Origin of the sequence: Teichococcus aerophilus, from assembly GCF_014490485.1 — a bacterium.
Lineage (GTDB): Bacteria > Pseudomonadota > Alphaproteobacteria > Acetobacterales > Acetobacteraceae > Pseudoroseomonas > Pseudoroseomonas aerophila.
The window spans coordinates 104,376-118,823 of the sequence record NZ_JACTVA010000003.1; the positions used below are offsets into that span (position 1 = coordinate 104,376).

General features: G+C 68.1%; 13 protein-coding genes. 4 read left to right on the forward strand and 9 right to left on the reverse strand.

The features are described from left to right. Positions 1-123: 123 nt before the first annotated feature. From fusA to msrA, 7 genes are all read right to left on the reverse strand, one after another. Entirely contained in the window at positions 124-2,217 is a 2,094-nt protein-coding gene (gene fusA / locus IBL26_RS02935; protein WP_194443482.1) for an elongation factor G, read from the reverse strand. Positions 2,218-2,604: 387 nt separating this feature from the next. Continuing rightward, positions 2,605-3,018: an RNA polymerase-binding protein DksA gene (gene dksA / locus IBL26_RS02940; RefSeq protein WP_187783070.1), complete on the reverse strand. Its 414-nt coding sequence runs from the start codon at positions 3,016-3,018 to the stop codon at positions 2,605-2,607. Positions 3,019-3,221: 203 nt separating this feature from the next. Next, positions 3,222-4,187: a beta-ketoacyl-ACP synthase III gene (locus IBL26_RS02945; RefSeq protein WP_187782951.1), complete on the reverse strand. Its 966-nt coding sequence runs from the start codon at positions 4,185-4,187 to the stop codon at positions 3,222-3,224. 54 nt (positions 4,188-4,241) lie between these two features. Then, on the reverse strand, positions 4,242-5,306 hold the full coding sequence (gene plsX / locus IBL26_RS02950; RefSeq protein WP_187782952.1) for a phosphate acyltransferase PlsX: 1,065 nt from the start codon (positions 5,304-5,306) through the stop codon (positions 4,242-4,244). Positions 5,307-5,365: 59 nt separating this feature from the next. Beyond that, complete coding sequence (gene rpmF / locus IBL26_RS02955; RefSeq protein ID WP_187782953.1) at positions 5,366-5,569, reverse strand: 50S ribosomal protein L32; 204 nt, start codon at positions 5,567-5,569, stop codon at positions 5,366-5,368. A 114-nt stretch (positions 5,570-5,683) separates the two neighbouring features. Then, entirely contained in the window at positions 5,684-6,430 is a 747-nt protein-coding gene (locus IBL26_RS02960) for a GntR family transcriptional regulator (RefSeq protein WP_187782954.1), read from the reverse strand. Positions 6,431-6,685: 255 nt separating this feature from the next. After that, positions 6,686-7,243 carry a peptide-methionine (S)-S-oxide reductase MsrA gene (gene msrA, locus IBL26_RS02965; RefSeq protein ID WP_187782955.1) on the reverse strand — a complete coding sequence of 186 codons (558 nt, stop codon included), beginning with the start codon at positions 7,241-7,243 and terminating at the stop codon, positions 6,686-6,688. A gap of 109 nt (positions 7,244-7,352) precedes the next feature. On the opposite strand from msrA, the gene IBL26_RS02970 reads away from it, so the two are divergent. The 3 genes from IBL26_RS02970 (at position 7,353) to IBL26_RS02980 (ending at position 11,389) form a co-directional block, all read left to right on the forward strand. Continuing rightward, on the forward strand, positions 7,353-8,438 hold the full coding sequence (locus tag IBL26_RS02970; RefSeq protein ID WP_187782956.1) for a serine hydrolase domain-containing protein: 1,086 nt from the start codon (positions 7,353-7,355) through the stop codon (positions 8,436-8,438). A gap of 167 nt (positions 8,439-8,605) precedes the next feature. Then, positions 8,606-10,183, forward strand: coding sequence for an ABC transporter substrate-binding protein (locus tag IBL26_RS02975; RefSeq protein ID WP_187782957.1), 1,578 nt, complete (start codon positions 8,606-8,608; stop codon positions 10,181-10,183). A gap of 180 nt (positions 10,184-10,363) precedes the next feature. After that, positions 10,364-11,389: a dipeptidase gene (locus IBL26_RS02980; RefSeq protein WP_187782958.1), complete on the forward strand. Its 1,026-nt coding sequence runs from the start codon at positions 10,364-10,366 to the stop codon at positions 11,387-11,389. Between the two features lie 38 nt (positions 11,390-11,427). On the opposite strand, the gene IBL26_RS02985 is transcribed toward IBL26_RS02980, so the two are convergent. Continuing rightward, complete coding sequence (locus tag IBL26_RS02985; RefSeq protein ID WP_187782959.1) at positions 11,428-12,273, reverse strand: GNAT family N-acetyltransferase; 846 nt, start codon at positions 12,271-12,273, stop codon at positions 11,428-11,430. After that, complete coding sequence (locus IBL26_RS02990; RefSeq protein ID WP_187782960.1) at positions 12,270-13,649, reverse strand: formimidoylglutamate deiminase; 1,380 nt, start codon at positions 13,647-13,649, stop codon at positions 12,270-12,272. Before IBL26_RS02990 ends, IBL26_RS02985 begins: the two co-directional genes overlap by 4 nt. A gap of 65 nt (positions 13,650-13,714) precedes the next feature. Here IBL26_RS02990 and hutC point away from each other — a divergent pair, with 65 nt between their 5' ends. Further along, positions 13,715-14,446 carry a histidine utilization repressor gene (gene hutC, locus IBL26_RS02995; RefSeq protein ID WP_241748937.1) on the forward strand — a complete coding sequence of 244 codons (732 nt, stop codon included), beginning with the start codon at positions 13,715-13,717 and terminating at the stop codon, positions 14,444-14,446. The last annotated feature ends 2 nt before the right edge of the window (positions 14,447-14,448 follow it).

A 14,448-nucleotide genomic window follows, 5' to 3' on the forward strand; every position in this document is an offset into this window, starting at 1 on the left:
CGCGGGCGATGACTCGCCCGCGTCGTTGCCGAAGCATGATCCCGGCAACGGGGAACGGAAGACCGTCCCCGGTACCGGGTTGCGGCACGGCCCGCCTTTGCCGGCGGGGCCGCGCCTGCGCCCTCAGGCGCTCTTCTTCGCGATCTCTTCGGCGACGTTGCGCGGCACCGGATCGTAGTGGTGGAAGGACATGGAGAAGGACGCACGGCCCTTCGTCATGCCACGCAGGTTGGAGATGTAGCCGAACATCTCCTTCAGCGGCACATGGGCACGGACGATGACCGAGGTGCCGGCCATATCCTGGCTCTGGATGACGCCGCGGCGACGGTTGAGATCGCCCACCACGTCACCGACGTGATCCTGCGGGGTGGTGACTTCCACGTCCATGATCGGCTCGAGGATGACCGGGCCGGCCTTCTTCATGCCTTCGCGGAAGCAGGCCTTGGCGGCGATTTCGAACGCCAGGGCGCTGGAGTCGACGTCGTGGTACTTGCCGTCCACCAGGGAGTACTTGAAGTCCACCGTGGGGAAGCCGGCGAGCACGCCCGTCTCGGCCTGCACCTTGATGCCCTTGTCGACGGCCGGGATGTATTCCTTCGGCACCGAGCCACCGACGACGGCGTTGACGAACTCGACGCCCTCGTTCCGCTCCTTCGGCTCGAAGGTGATCTTCACCTCGGCGTACTGGCCCGAGCCACCCGACTGCTTCTTGTGGGTGTAGATCTCGGTGTGGGACTTCGTGATCGTCTCACGATAGGCCACCTGCGGCGCACCGATATTCGCGTCCACGCCATATTCGCGCTTCAGGCGGTCGATGATGATCTCGAGGTGCAGCTCGCCCATGCCGGACAGGATGGTCTGGCCGGTTTCCTGGTCGGTCTTCAGGCGGAGCGAGGGGTCCTCGCTGGCCAGCTTCTGCAGGCCGAGCGTCATCTTCTCGACGCCGTCCTTCGATTTCGGCTCGACCGAGATGTCGATGACGGGCACCGGGAAGGCCATGCGCTCCAGCACGACGGGGTCCGCGGGGTCGGCCAGGGTGTCACCCGTCAGGGTATCCTTCAGGCCCACGATGGCGACGATGTCGCCCGCGAACACTTCCTTCACTTCCTCACGCTTGTCGGCGTGCATCTGGAACATGCGGCCGATGCGTTCCTTGTTGCCCTTGGCCGTGTTCAGGACGGTATCGCCCTGGCGCACGACGCCGGCATAAACGCGGATGAAGGTCAGGTTGCCGTACTTGTCGTTGATCATCTTGAAAGCGAGCGCGGAGAACGGCGCGGTCTCGCTCACTTCGATGACGCGGCGGTCGAGGTTCTCTTCCTCGCCCTCCTCGGGGGCCACCATGATGCCGGCGACTTCAACCGGGCTCGGCAGGTAGTCGCACACGGCGTCCAGCAACGGCTGCACGCCCTTGTTCTTGAAGGAAGAACCGCAGACAACCGGGCGGAAGGCGCCGGAGATCGTGCCCTTCTTGATGCACTTCTTCAGGGTCTCGACGGAGACGTCGCCCTTGTCGAAGTACTCTTCCATCGCCGCGTCGTCGACCGACAGGGCGGTGTCGAGCAAGGTCTGGCGGTACTCGGCCGCCTTCTCCTTCAGGTCGTCGGGGATCGGGGCGTCGTGGTACTTGGCGCCGAGCTCGTCGCCTTCCCAGATCAGCGCCTTCATCTCGACCAGGTCGACGACGCCCTTCAGGGTGTCCTCGATGCCGATCGGCAGCTGCAGGGCCACCCAGGTGATGCCCAGCTTCTCGGTCAGCGTATCAGCCGCGCGATAGAAATCGGCGCCGGTGCGGTCGAGCTTGTTGATGTAGATGATGCGCGGGACGCTGTAGCGGTCGGCCAGGCGCCAGTTGGTCTCGGACTGCGGCTGCACGCCGGCGACGCCCTCGATCACGAACACCGCGCCATCAAGCACGCGCAGCGAGCGGTTGACTTCAATGTTGAAGTCGATGTGGCCCGGGGTGTCGATGACGTTGATCCGGTGGCCCTTCCACTCCGCCGTCACGGCCGCGGAGGTGATCGTGATGCCACGCTCACGCTCCTGGTCCATGTAGTCGGTCGTGGTGTTGCCCTCGTGGACCTCACCAATCTTGTGGGACTTGCCGGTGTAGTAGAGAATCCGCTCGGTGGTCGTCGTCTTACCGGCGTCGATATGCGCCGTGATACCAATATTGCGGATCATGTTGAGCGGGGTGCGCGCCACGTGGGCCTCCATACGCGTCGCGGCGCGAGCCGCGCGGGAATCATGATGCAAGCCGGTCGCAGCTTCCCGTGGCTGCGTCCTCGCTTATAACCTTCTTAAGCCCGGTTGCTCCGACCACCGATACCAGCCCCACCATCGGCAGGGCTGTCACTGGACCAGGGAACCCTGGTCACCTTCATACCGGAACCGTCGCAGCTTCCCGTCGTTCCGTCACCCGCAAGCGAGTCATCCGGAAGCCGGCCATGGGGGCGGCACATGCCCTGGATCGGGCCTTATTGCAAGCAGTAAGGCCTTCTTCAGGCAAAGCCGGGCGCCCCGAGGCGCCCATTTGCCCGTATCGCGGCGCATCGGGCGTCGCCCATGGCCTTGACCGTAACATGGTGGCCGAGGCCACCGGCTTCAATCGTCGCGGTGCACGCGCTCCATACGCTCGTGGCGCTCCTGCGCCTCGATCGACATGGTGGCGATCGGCCGTGCCTCGAGCCGGCGGAGGCCGATGGGCTCGCCCGTCTCGTCGCAATAGCCGTAGCTGCCATTGGCAATCCGCTCCAGCGCCTGGTCGATCTTGGAGATGAGCTTGCGGGCACGGTCGCGTGTCCGCAATTCCAGGGCGCGGTCGGTCTCCACGCTGGCACGATCGGTCAGATCGGCCTCGGAGATACCACCCTTGCTCAAGCTCGCCAGGGTGTCGCCAGCCTCACGCAACAGGTCCTGCCGCCAGCGCAACAGCTTCTGGCGGAAATACTCCTGTTGCAGGGGGCTCATGAATTCCTCGGATTCCGAGGGCCTGTAATCAGGCGGCAATGTGATCAGCATTGAACTTGATCCCCCGGCCTCAGAGGGAGCAGCCTGATCGGCTGGCCCCCCGCTGGGCGGGCGGAACATACAGTCGGCCCTCTTACAAAGCAAAGGGGTCCGTGCGATTGAAATGGAATGAAAATTCCACGACAAGCGGCTGATATGCTTAGATAATTAGCAAATTGCTGCAGCGCGGTGCAAATAATGAACCGCAGGAATCAGAAACGGGCCAGCGCCGCGCCCCAGGTCAAGCCGCCGCCAATGGCTTCCATCAGCACCAAGTCGCCCTGCTGGATGCGCCCGTCCCGCGTAGCTTCCGCCAGCGCGAGCGGGATGGAGGCGGCGGAGGTGTTGGCGTGGCGGTCCACCGTCATCACCACCTGCTCGGCCGGCAGGCCAAGTTTCTTGCCCATCGCCTCGATGATGCGGCGGTTCGCCTGGTGCGGTACCAGCCACTTCACGTCGGACTTTTGCAGCCCATTGGCGGCCAGGGCCTCGTCCACCACAGATGCCAGCTTGGATACGGCATGGCGGAACACTTCCCGCCCCGTCATCCGCACCACGCCGGCCACTTCGTCGACCAGCAGGATATCAGCGTGGTTGCCGTCGGCATGCAGGTGGGTGGAAAGCACGCCGCGCTCCCCGCCCTCGGTGGCACGCACCACCACGGCGCCGGCGCCATCGCCGAACAGCACGCAGGTGCCACGGTCGGTCCAGTCGACGATGCGGCTGAACACCTCGGCCCCGATGACCAGCGCGCAGCGCGCCTGCCGGGCCCGCAGCATCGCATCGGCGACGGAGAGCGCGTAGACGAAGCCGGTGCAGGCGGCGGAAATGTCGAAGGCGAAGCCCTGCGTCACGCCCAGCTTGGCCTGGACGCGAGCGGCGGTGGAGGGAAACGCCGAATCGGGCGTGGCGGTGGCCACGATGATCGCATCGACCTCCGACACATCCACCCCGGCCTGGGCCAGCGCGGCGCGTGCGGCCTCGGCCGCCATGTCGCTTGCCATTTGGCCGGCGGCGGCGATGTGGCGGCGGCGGATGCCGGTGCGCTCGACGATCCAGGCGTCGGAGGTGTCCAGCTGGTAGCGTGCGGCGACCGCATCGTTATCCAGCGCTTCCTCCGGCAGATAGCCGCCAGTGCCGATGATGACGGCGCGAATGTCCTGGGAAGAGGAGATCATGGGGGCAGATATCCGCAAGGCGGGCCCGGCGGCAAGCGCCTGTCGCCCATGGAATCAGTCTGTTGTCAGGCTCGCCGTCGCCCGGTTGCGGGAGGGCATGGCGGCCAGCCCTTCCCGGATCCGGTCGTTGACCCGGTTGGTCACCATGTCCATCGCCACGTCGACGGCATGGGCGAAGCCCAGCGCATCGGTGCCGCCATGGCTCTTCACGACCAGGCCGTTCAGGCCGATCAACACGGCGCCATTATAACGCCTCGGGTCCATCCACTCGCGCAACCGCTCCAGCGCCGGGCGGGCGAGCAGGTAACCAAGCTTGGAGAGCCAGGAGGAGGTGAAACTCTGCTTCAGCAGGCCGCCGAACAGCTTCAGGGCGCCCTCGCCCGTCTTCAGCGCGACATTGCCGGTGAAGCCGTCCATGACGATCACGTCCACCGTGCCGGCGGTAATGTCGTGCCCCTCCACGAAGCCGTGGAAGTTGGCGGCCAGCGGGGAGGCCTTCAGCATCTCGGACGCCAGGCGCACGCGCTCGTCGCCCTTCAGCTCCTCGCTGCCGACATTCATCAGGCCGATGCTAGGATTGGGCAGGCCGAGAACGGCGCGGGCGAAGGCATCGCCCATCACCGCGAACTCGACCAGGTTGCGCGCATCGCAGACAATGTTGGCACCGAGATCCAGCAGCACCACGTCGCCGCGGGCGGAGGGGCCGATAGCGGCCAGCGCCGGCCGGTCGATCTCCGGCAGCGACTTCACGACGATCTTGCCGAGGGCCATTAGCGCGCCGGTATTGCCGGCGGAGACGACGCCGGCGGCCTCCTGCCCCGCCACGGCATCGATGGCGATGCGCATGGAGGACTGGCGGACCCGCAACGCGGCCGTCGGCTTCATGTCACCGGGGATGGCTTCCCGGGCATGGCGAATGGTGCAGGCCTTGGCCGCGCGCGGACGCTTGGCCAACAGCGGCTGCAGGGTGGCTTCGTCACCCACCAGCAGGAAATGCGCGTTGGGGTGGCGTTCCGCGGCGATTTCCAGCCCGTCCAGCACCGAAACCGGCGCGTGATCCCCGCCCATCGCATCGATGGCCAGATCATACGCACCGATCTTCGGATTCTGAGCGATCACGCCCGGGGAAGAAGATACCTGAGACAAGGTACGGAAAATCCCTGGGCGCGGTCAGCCGATCAGACGCGAACCGCGGCCTTCAAGGCCTTACCAGCCGAGACGACCTCGCGGCCGTCATAGTGGCCGCAAGAAGCGCAGATGTGGTGCGGGCGCTTCAGCTCACCGCAATTCGCGCACTCATGGTACGCCTCGGTGCCGAGGGCCTCATGGCTGCGACGCATGCCACGGCGGGACGGCGAAACTTTTCTCTTCGGAACGGCCATGGCGCCGGGCCTCTCTCTCTGGTCGTGCTGTAGTCGTCAGCGGTCAATAAGGAAGGCGGGGCCAATACCACCGCCCCCCGGGGGGTGCAAGCATTGCTGCTGGAGTCGTAACCGTCAGTCGAGCCGGACGGCGTAACGATAGCGCTTGGTGTCGATCAACGAGACGCGGTGCTCGACCACGCGGCGGGCGATGTCATAGGCGATCCGCTCCACCATCAGCAAGGGCGTTCCCTGCTCCAAGCCCAGCAGCGTGGCCTCTTCCGGCCCGGCAGCCTGGGCGGAGAGCTCTTCCTCCGCATGCTCCACGGTCACGCCATGGGCGCGCTGGAAGTGGACATAGAGCTCCGTGGAGAATTCGCCCTCCGGCAGGTGGAAGCCGGGCAGCCGCTCGGCCACCAGGGTGCAGCGCTCGAAGATTCGCGGCGCGCCTTCGACCAGGCGAATCCGCCGCAGGCGGTACACGGGCGTGCCCTCGGGCAGCTTCAGCGCCGCCGCCTCCGCCGCATCGGCCTCGGCCGGTTCGCAGGAGAGGACGACGATGCGGGAGATGACCTCCGCCCCGTCCAGGTCGCGCAGACGGTAGAAGTGGAAGCGGGCCGTATCGCCGGTGTGGCGCAGCACCGTGGTGCCCCGCCCCTGCCGACGTTCGATCAGGTTGCGGCGTTCCAGCTCCGCCAGCGCCTTGCGGACCGTGCCCTGGGAGACGCCGAGCTCGGACGCCAGTTCCGGCTCCGCCGGCAGGGAATGGCCAGGGGGCCAGGCACCGCTGGCAATCCTGCCAATCAGCACCGACTCGACCTGTTGATAGAGCGGGCGGGCATCGAGCCGCTCCGGCGGGGGTGTGGGCGTGCTCGTCGACATGGCGGTGATGGGTTTCCAGCAGCAGTGCCCGCCATCGCAGGCGTCACCCAGTGTTTTCCCGATCCTTGCGGCTTGATCAAGGCAGCAGCTGAATCAGACTTGTGTCTTATATAAGACCTGCTAAGAAGGGGCCTCTCGGGACTGCTTCCGCAAGCCGAGTTTGGGGAGGAAGATCCCGTAATGGGACGCGCGTTTGACGGCGCCGGGCTGTAGAGCCCAGGCGCCGTCCGCGTATTCAGCCCCCGGATAACCCCATCACGCTGCGTGCGACTTCAGCCGACTCGCGAAGCTCTTGCGGAACTTGGCCACCTTCGGCGCCACCACGGCACGGCAGTAGCCGGACCACGGGTTGCGGGTGAAGTAGTCCTGGTGCTCGGGCTCGGCCGGCCAGAACGTCCCGGCGGGCTCGATGGTGGTGACGATCGGCGCCGGCCACAGCTGGGCGGCTTCCAGTTCGGCCATCACGGCACGGGCGGTCTGCTCCTGCGTCTCGTCCAGCGGCATGACGGTGCTGCGGTACTGCGGGCCGACATCGGCGCCCTGGCGGTCCTTAGTGGTCGGGTCATGCAGGGTGAAGAACATCCGCAGCAGGTCGGCGTAGCTGACCGTGGCGGGGTCGAACACCACCTTCACCACCTCGGCGTGGCCGGTCTGCTTGCCGCAGACCTGCTCGTAGGTCGGGTGATCCACATGGCCGCCGGCATAGCCGGAGACCACCTCGGTCACCCCTTGCAGGTCCCGGAACGCGGCGTCGATGCACCAGAAGCAGCCGCCGCCCAGGATGGCGGTCTGCGGGGTGGAGTCGTTGGTCATGGGCGGTCTCCGTCCGAAATGTGGAGTGATGGATGAAATGGTGCGCCTTGGCCGTGCGCGCATCCCCCCCCTCTTGTCGGCGCGCCACCCTGGCGGCACCGTGGCCTGCATGAACGTCCAAACCTTCCCTGCCCTCGCCCCCGCCGATGCCGGCTTCGATGCCGCCGCGCTGGCGGACGCCATCGCGTTCGTCGAGGCGAATGACTCGCCCTTCCCGCGCGATATCCGCACCCATCTCGATGCCGGGTATTTCGAGCCGGCGCCGGATAACGAGGTGCTCGGCCCGGTCTTCCCGCGCGGTGGGCCGAACGGCGTGCTGCTGCGGCGCGGCCAGCGCGTGGCACAGTGGGGCAACCCGCTGCAATCCGACATGACCTTCAGCGTGGCCAAGAGCTACATCGCGCTGCTGGCCGGCCTGGCGCTGAGCGACGGGCTGATCCGGGACCTGGACGAGAAGGTCTCCGCCAGCGTCAGCGACCCGGCCTTCAGCGGCCCGCATAACGGCGCCATCACCTGGCGCATGCTGCTGAACCAGACCAGCGAGTGGGAAGGCACCCTGTTCGGCAAGGCCGACCGCATCGACCGTGGGCGCGACCTGAAGCGGGAGGGCACCGGGCCGAAGGGCAGCGACCGGCCGATGCAGACCCCCGGCACCTACTGGGAATACAACGACGTCCGCGTCAACGCGCTGGCCCTGGCGCTGCTGCACCGCTTCCGGCGCCCGCTGCCGCAGGTCTTCGCCGAACGGATCATGGACCCGATTGGCGGCAGCCAGGATTGGCAGTGGAACGGCTACTCCACCAGCTTCGTCGAGATCGATGGGCAGAGCATGCCGTCGGTCTCCGGCGGCGGCCATTGGGGCGGCGGCGTGGTGACGCATGCGGAGGACCAACTGCGCATCGGCCAGCTGATGCTGCAGAACGGCCTGTGGAACGGCCGCCAGGTGCTGCCGGAAGGCTGGGTCGCCGCCTGCACCACCCCCAGCGCGCTGAACAAGGATTACGGGCTGCTGTGGTGGCTGAACGGCCAGGGGCGCTTCCCCGGCGTCAGCCGCGAGAGCTTCTTCGCGCAGGGCGCCGGCGGCAATATCATCTGGATCGACCCGAAGCACGAAGTGGCGGCGGTGTTCCGCTGGCTGAACCCTGCGGTGCATGCCCAGGCCCTGGCCAAGGTGACAGCCGCCATCAAGGCCTGACGCGCGGTCGCCTGGCGCCGGTTGGCCGAACGCCGGGCAACCCGCACGCGTGGAATGCAGAAGCACGGTCACCCCGTACATCGTTGGTGACCGTGCCCGGACGAAGCGGCTTGTAGACGCCGGGGAGAGTGCTGCACGCTGGCTTGGCCATATCCGGAAGGTCGGCCATGCCTGGTTCCGCGAATGCCTTTCCCCGCCGCGCCCTGCTGGGCGGTGCCGCCCTGGCCTCCGCCGGGTTGCTGCACCGGCCCGCTTTGGCCCAGTCGGCGGCCAGCACGCTGCGGCTGGTGCCGCATGCCAACCTGCACACGCTAGACTCGCTGCAGTCCAGCGCGCTGATCGCCCTGACGGCGGCGATGGCGATCTGGGACCAGTTGTTCGCGCTGGACAGCAAGCTGGTGCCGCAGCCGCAGATGGTGGAATCCTACGAGCTCTCGGACGACAAGCTGCATTGGCGCTTCCGCTTGCGCGAGGGCCTGCTGTTCCATGATGGGGAGAAGGTGCGCGCGGCCGACTGCGTCGCCTCCATCAACCGCTGGGCGCAGCGGGACCTGTTCGGCCGCCGCCTCGCCGCGCAGTTGCAGGAGATGCGCGCGGTGGACGACCGCGCGTTCGAGATCCGGCTGAAGGCACCCTACAACCAGCTACTCTACGGCTTCGGCGCCACCTCCTGCTTCATCATGCCGGAACGTGTGGCCGCCACCCCGGCCAGCGCCGCCGTCACCGACTTCACCGGCAGCGGCCCGTTCATCTTCAAGCAGGATGAATGGGTGGCCGGGGCGTCCGCCGTGTTCGCCCGCAACCCGCGCTATGTGCCCCGGCAGGAGAAGCCGGACATGTGGGCCGGCGGCAAGGTGGCGAAGCTGGAACGCATCGAGTGGAAGATCATGCCGGACCCGGCGACCGCCATCGCGGCGCTGCAGACCGGCGAGGTCGACTGGCTGGAACGACCGCTGGCCGATTTGCTGCCCACCATCCGCGGGCGGCGGGATTTGCAGGTGCAGGCGCTGGACCCCTTCGGCTTCTGGTCCGAGCTACGGCTGAATGTCAGCGCGCCGCCCTTCGACAACCCGGCGCTGCGCCGTGCCCTGCTGCCCGCGACGGTGCAGGGCGACTACATGCAATCCATCGTCGGCGGCGAGCCCAGCCTGTATCGCGACGATGTCGGCTTCTTCCTGCCCGGCTCCCCTGCCGCCAGCCCGGCCGGGATGGAGGCTATTACCGGCCCGCGCAGCGTGGAGCGCGCCAGGCAGCTGGTGAAGCAGTCCGGCTACAAGGGCGAGACCATCATCCAGATGGCGGCGACCGACCTGGCCTCCGCCGCCGCCATGTCGCCCGTGGCGCGGCAGATGATGCAGGAGATCGGCCTGACGGTGGATTACCAGAGCCTGGACTGGGGCAGCGTCTCCAGCCGCGCGCTGGCCGCCGGCGCCGCCGAGCGCGGGACGTGGCACGCCTACTGCGTCGCCTGGGGCGGGCTGTGGATCACCAATCCGGTCAGCCACCTGCATCTCTACGGCACCTCCCCCAACCCGCGGATGGAAGCGCTGCGAGATAGCTGGTTCTCCGCCCCCTCGGTGGAGGAGCAGCGCGGCGTGGCGGGGCAGATGCAGGCGCTGGCGTTCCAGGAACCGCCGGTCATCCCGCTCGGCCAGTACTTCATTCCCAACGCCTTCAACCGGAAGGTGACGGGCATGGTGCCTAGCCCCGTCTCGCTGTTCTGGAACATCGAGAAATCGGCGTGAGCCCCATGGAGCCACGTTCCACCCACAGTGTGGCCTCGGTGGCCGGCTCAGGACCAACCTTCCTGCTTTGTCAGGGCCACGCTGCCTGTAAAGTCTGGCTGACAACCGAAGCGAGGGTGTTGACGGCCCGGCACGCCGGGGCGAAGCCTTTCACCTGACATAACGTCCCGGACCGCACCGATGCCCGACACCCTGAAGCCGGCCGAACTTCACGCGGCGACGCTGACGCTCGATACACATGTCGACATCCCCTGGCCGGAGACCCCGGACCCGCGCAGCGAGACCAACCGCTGCGTGGACTACCCCAAGATGACGGCGGGCGGGCTGAAGGCGGTGGTCTTCGCCGCCTACCTGCCACAGGGCCTACGTACGCCAGAGGGCTTCGCCGCCGCCGCCCAGCGGGCCGAGGCGATGCTGCGCGCCATCCGTGCCACCGCATCAGGCGGCGACCGGCGCATCGCCAGCCGCTCCACCGACGTCGAGTTCGCCCGGGCCGAAGGCGGCACCTCCGTGCTGATGGCGGTGGAGAACGGCTACGCGATGGGTGACGATCTCTCCCGCCTGGCGCTGTGGCGCGGGCTGGGCGCCTGCTACGTCACGCTGACGCATAACGGGCACAACCAGCTCTCCGATTCCGCTATCCCGATGGCCTCGCTGGGCGATGGGCCGACGCTGCATGGCGGGCTCTCCGACCTCGGCCGCGCCGCGATCGCCGAGATGAATGCGCTGGGCCTGCTGGTCGATATCTCCCATGTCGCGAAGAGCGCGATGATGCAGGCGGTGAGCCTCTCCCGCTCCCCGGTGGTGGCGACGCATACATGCTGCCGGGCGCTGCGCGACCACCCCCGTAACCTGGATGACGAGCAGCTGGACGCGGTCGCCTCCGTCAACGGCGTGGTGCAGATCACCGCCGTGCCGGCTTTCCTGCGCAACCCGGATGCCGATGGCCGCTACCGCGCCAGCGTGGCCGACATGGCCGACCACATCGACTACGCGGTGAAGCGGATCGGGCTGGAGCATGTGGGCCTGTCTTCCGACTTCGATGGCGGCGGCGGCGTCGAGGGCTGGCGCAGCGCGGCGGACAGCGCCAACCTGACGGCCGAGCTGATGCGCCGTGGCTATGACGCGCCGAAGATCGCGCATCTCTGGGCCGGCAACTTCCTGCGCTGCATGCGCATGGCGGAAGGCGTGGCGGCGGGCAGCTGAGCCCGGCCGCCTGAAGGCGGTGGCCGTCTCCGCCGCCTTCAGCCCAGTTCGAAGCTGGCGACGCCGAAGATGCGGTGGCGCATCACCGCCGGCGCCGGGCCGGCATACATCCGCGCCGTCTCGAATACCGGCTGCATCCTCGCCGCTTCGGCCAGGGCGACGGCTTCCGCGTTCGGCTCCGGCAAGTCGAGGCTAATGGGCCCGTCGATGCCTACCACCAGTGCATCGAACAGGCTGCGCGCGGCGGCGGCGTCCATGGCCGTCAGCGGGCCGATCTTGGCGCCGTCTCGGCAGGGGCGCAGCACGCCGAAGCCCACGGCCGCGCCATCCCGCATCACGGCCAGCGCCCGATGGCCAGGGGCGGCGATCCAGGCGCGCAGGAAGGCGTCGCGCGGCGTGGGAAAGACGCTGGCATCCAGCGCCGCCAACGCGGCGAAGGGCAGCGTTGCCGCCGGCACTACCTGCCCTGCCCCGCCGCCGTCACCGACCAGGCGCGGTGATAGCGCGGTGTAGCGGACATTCCGCCACGCCAGCTGGAAGCCGGATTTGCGGTAGTTGGCCTGCTGCGCCACCACACCATCCAGCCCGACCACCCGGCCCGACAGGTGTTCCATCGCCCGCCGCCACAGCGCGAGGCCAACCCCCTGGCCGCGCCGTTCCGGCCGGGCGATGTAGAAGCCAATGAAGCCGAAGCCAGTGCCGTAGCGGGTGGCGGAAATGCAGGCGGCCATGCCCCCGGCATCCTCGGCCAGCAGGAAGCCGCCGGGGTCGGCGGCCCAGAAGGCATCGGCGTCGTTCAGGCCCGGGTTCCAGCCCTCCGCTGCCGCCCAGTTCATCATCTGGTCCAGTTCAGTGCGCGTGGCGGCGCGGATGTCGACGCTCATGCCGTCAGGCGCTGCATCGCGGCGCGGAAGCGTGTGGCGATGCGCTCCCGGTCGACATGGCGGCCATCGGCCACCACGACGCGACCACCGGCGACGACGCTGCGGATCGGGTTGGCCTGGCCGCTGAACACCCAGGCATCCAGCAGGCTATCCTCGCTTAGGCCCACCAGGGCGGGGTGCGCCGGATCCAACTCTATTAGGTCGCAGCGCATTCCAGGGGCGATGGCGCCGATGGGGCGGGCGCTGACCTGGGTGCCGCCCCGCAGCGCCGCATCCAGCAGGTTGCGGCCGGGATGTGGGTGGACGGGATCGGTCGCCACGGAGCGGGCGTTGTGGGCGAGGCGCTGGCTGGTCTCCAACTGGCGCATCTCGTCCCGCGGCGAGGTGCCGACATGGCTGTCAGTGCCGAAACCAAACCGGCCATTCGCTTTCGCGTAGGCGGCGTAGCCGAAGATGCCATCGCCCAGCGAGGCTTCCGTGGTCGGGCACAGCCCGGCGACGGCGCCGCTGCGGGCCAGGCCTTCGGCCTCCGCCTCCGTCATGTGGGTGGAGTGGATCAGGCACCAGCGCGCATCGAGCGGCATGTTGGCCAGCAGCCATTCCACCGGGCGGGCACCGGTGACGGCCAGGCATTCGGCCACTTCCCGCCGCTGCTCGGCGGCGTGGATGTGGATGGGGCCGTCGAAGCGCGCCACCTCGGCCAGCATTCCCGGCGTCACCGCCCGCAGCGAATGCGGCGCGAGGCCGAGCCCGGCCTGGGCATCGCCGGCGATGGAGGCGCGGATGTCCTCGACAATGCGCCAGTAGCCATCAAGGTCGTTCAGGAACCGCCGCTGGCCGGGGACCGGGTCTTTGCCGAAGATGCCGCCGTGGCGGTACAGGCTGGGAAGCAGCGTGATGCCAATGCCTGCCTGCCGCGCGGCTTCAAGGTGCCGCAGTGCCATCTCGGCGGGTGCGGCATAGGCCGTGCCATCCGGCTGATGATGCAGGTAGTGGAACTCGGCGATACTGGTGAAGCCCCATTCCAGGCACTCGGCGTAGAGCTGGGCGGCGACGGCCTCGGCATCCTCCGGCGTGAAGCGGTGGACGAAGCGGTACATCGTCTGCCGCCAGGTCCAGAAGGAATCCTCGCCACCCTCGGCATCCCGCGCCTCGGGCGGGGAGCGGCGCTCGCCCAGCCCGGCCATGGCGCGCTGGAAGGCATGGGAATGCAGGTTGGGCACGCCGGGGATGACCGCGCCTGCCAGGCGCTGCGCCTCGCCAGCCAGCGCATCGGGGGTGACCGCGAGGATGGTGCCGGCGGTATCGGCCTCGACCAGCACGTCATGCGCCCAGCCTTGGGGCAGCAGGGCGGAAGCAGCGTGGAATCGCGGCATGGCCGGGGCATCCTGTCCGGTGGAGTGGCATGGTTTCCCTGTTGACGAGGGTTGTCAATACAACCATGCTTCGCCCCATGATGCAGCCGGACAGCGACCCCACCGCCCCCCGCTACCAGCAGATCAAGAGCTTCATCCTGGATCGGGTGCGGAGCGGCGAATGGTCCCCCGACGATCGCGTGCCATCCGAGAACGAGCTGGTGAAGCTGACCGGCCATTCCCGCGTCACCGTTGGCCGCGCATTGCGGGAACTCGCGGATGCCGGGCTGCTGAAGCGCGTGCAGGGCGTCGGCACCTTCGTCGCCGGCGGCCCGCCGCAATCGGCGCTGCTGGAATTGCGTGACATCGCCGAGGAAATCACCGAACGCGGCCATCGCCACACGGCGCGGGTGGAGGTGCTGGAACGCCGGGTGGCGGATGTGGCGCTGGCCGTGGCCTTCGGCCTGCCGGAGGGCAGCCCGCTGTTCCACAGCCGCATGGTGCACCTGGAAGACGACGTGCCCGTGCAGCTGGAAGACCGCTTTGTGAATCCAGTGATCGCGCCTGACTACCTGGTGCAGGATTTCACCCGCACGACCCCCTACGCCCACCTGATGGCCGCCGCCCCCGCGGAGCGCGTGGAGCATGTGGTGGAGTCCATCCGCCCGGATGCCGCCACCATCGCCGCGCTGGCCATCACGCCCGACGAGCCTTGCCTGCTGATCCACCGCCGCACCTGGTCCCGCCGCATGGTGGCGACGCGGGCGTGGCTGACCCATCCCGGAAGCCGCTACCGCCTCGGCGGTGCCTTGCGTTGAAA

What these genes read in the sequence shown, in the direction of transcription:
- fusA (WP_194443482.1), bottom strand. Translation starts at nt 2,217, where the DNA reads ATGGAGGCCCACGTGGCGCGCACCCCGCTCAACATGATCCGCAATATT.
- IBL26_RS02945 (WP_187782951.1), bottom strand. Translation starts at nt 4,187, where the DNA reads ATGATCTCCTCTTCCCAGGACATTCGCGCCGTCATCATCGGCACTGGC.
- rpmF (WP_187782953.1), bottom strand. Translation starts at nt 5,569, where the DNA reads ATGGCCGTTCCGAAGAGAAAAGTTTCGCCGTCCCGCCGTGGCATGCGT.
- IBL26_RS02960 (WP_187782954.1), bottom strand. Translation starts at nt 6,430, where the DNA reads ATGTCGACGAGCACGCCCACACCCCCGCCGGAGCGGCTCGATGCCCGC.
- msrA (WP_187782955.1), bottom strand. Translation starts at nt 7,243, where the DNA reads ATGACCAACGACTCCACCCCGCAGACCGCCATCCTGGGCGGCGGCTGC.
- IBL26_RS02970 (WP_187782956.1), top strand. Translation starts at nt 7,353, where the DNA reads ATGAACGTCCAAACCTTCCCTGCCCTCGCCCCCGCCGATGCCGGCTTC.
- IBL26_RS02975 (WP_187782957.1), top strand. Translation starts at nt 8,606, where the DNA reads ATGCCTGGTTCCGCGAATGCCTTTCCCCGCCGCGCCCTGCTGGGCGGT.
- IBL26_RS02980 (WP_187782958.1), top strand. Translation starts at nt 10,364, where the DNA reads ATGCCCGACACCCTGAAGCCGGCCGAACTTCACGCGGCGACGCTGACG.
- IBL26_RS02985 (WP_187782959.1), bottom strand. Translation starts at nt 12,273, where the DNA reads ATGAGCGTCGACATCCGCGCCGCCACGCGCACTGAACTGGACCAGATG.
- IBL26_RS02990 (WP_187782960.1), bottom strand. Translation starts at nt 13,649, where the DNA reads ATGCCGCGATTCCACGCTGCTTCCGCCCTGCTGCCCCAAGGCTGGGCG.
- hutC (WP_241748937.1), top strand. Translation starts at nt 13,715, where the DNA reads ATGCTTCGCCCCATGATGCAGCCGGACAGCGACCCCACCGCCCCCCGC.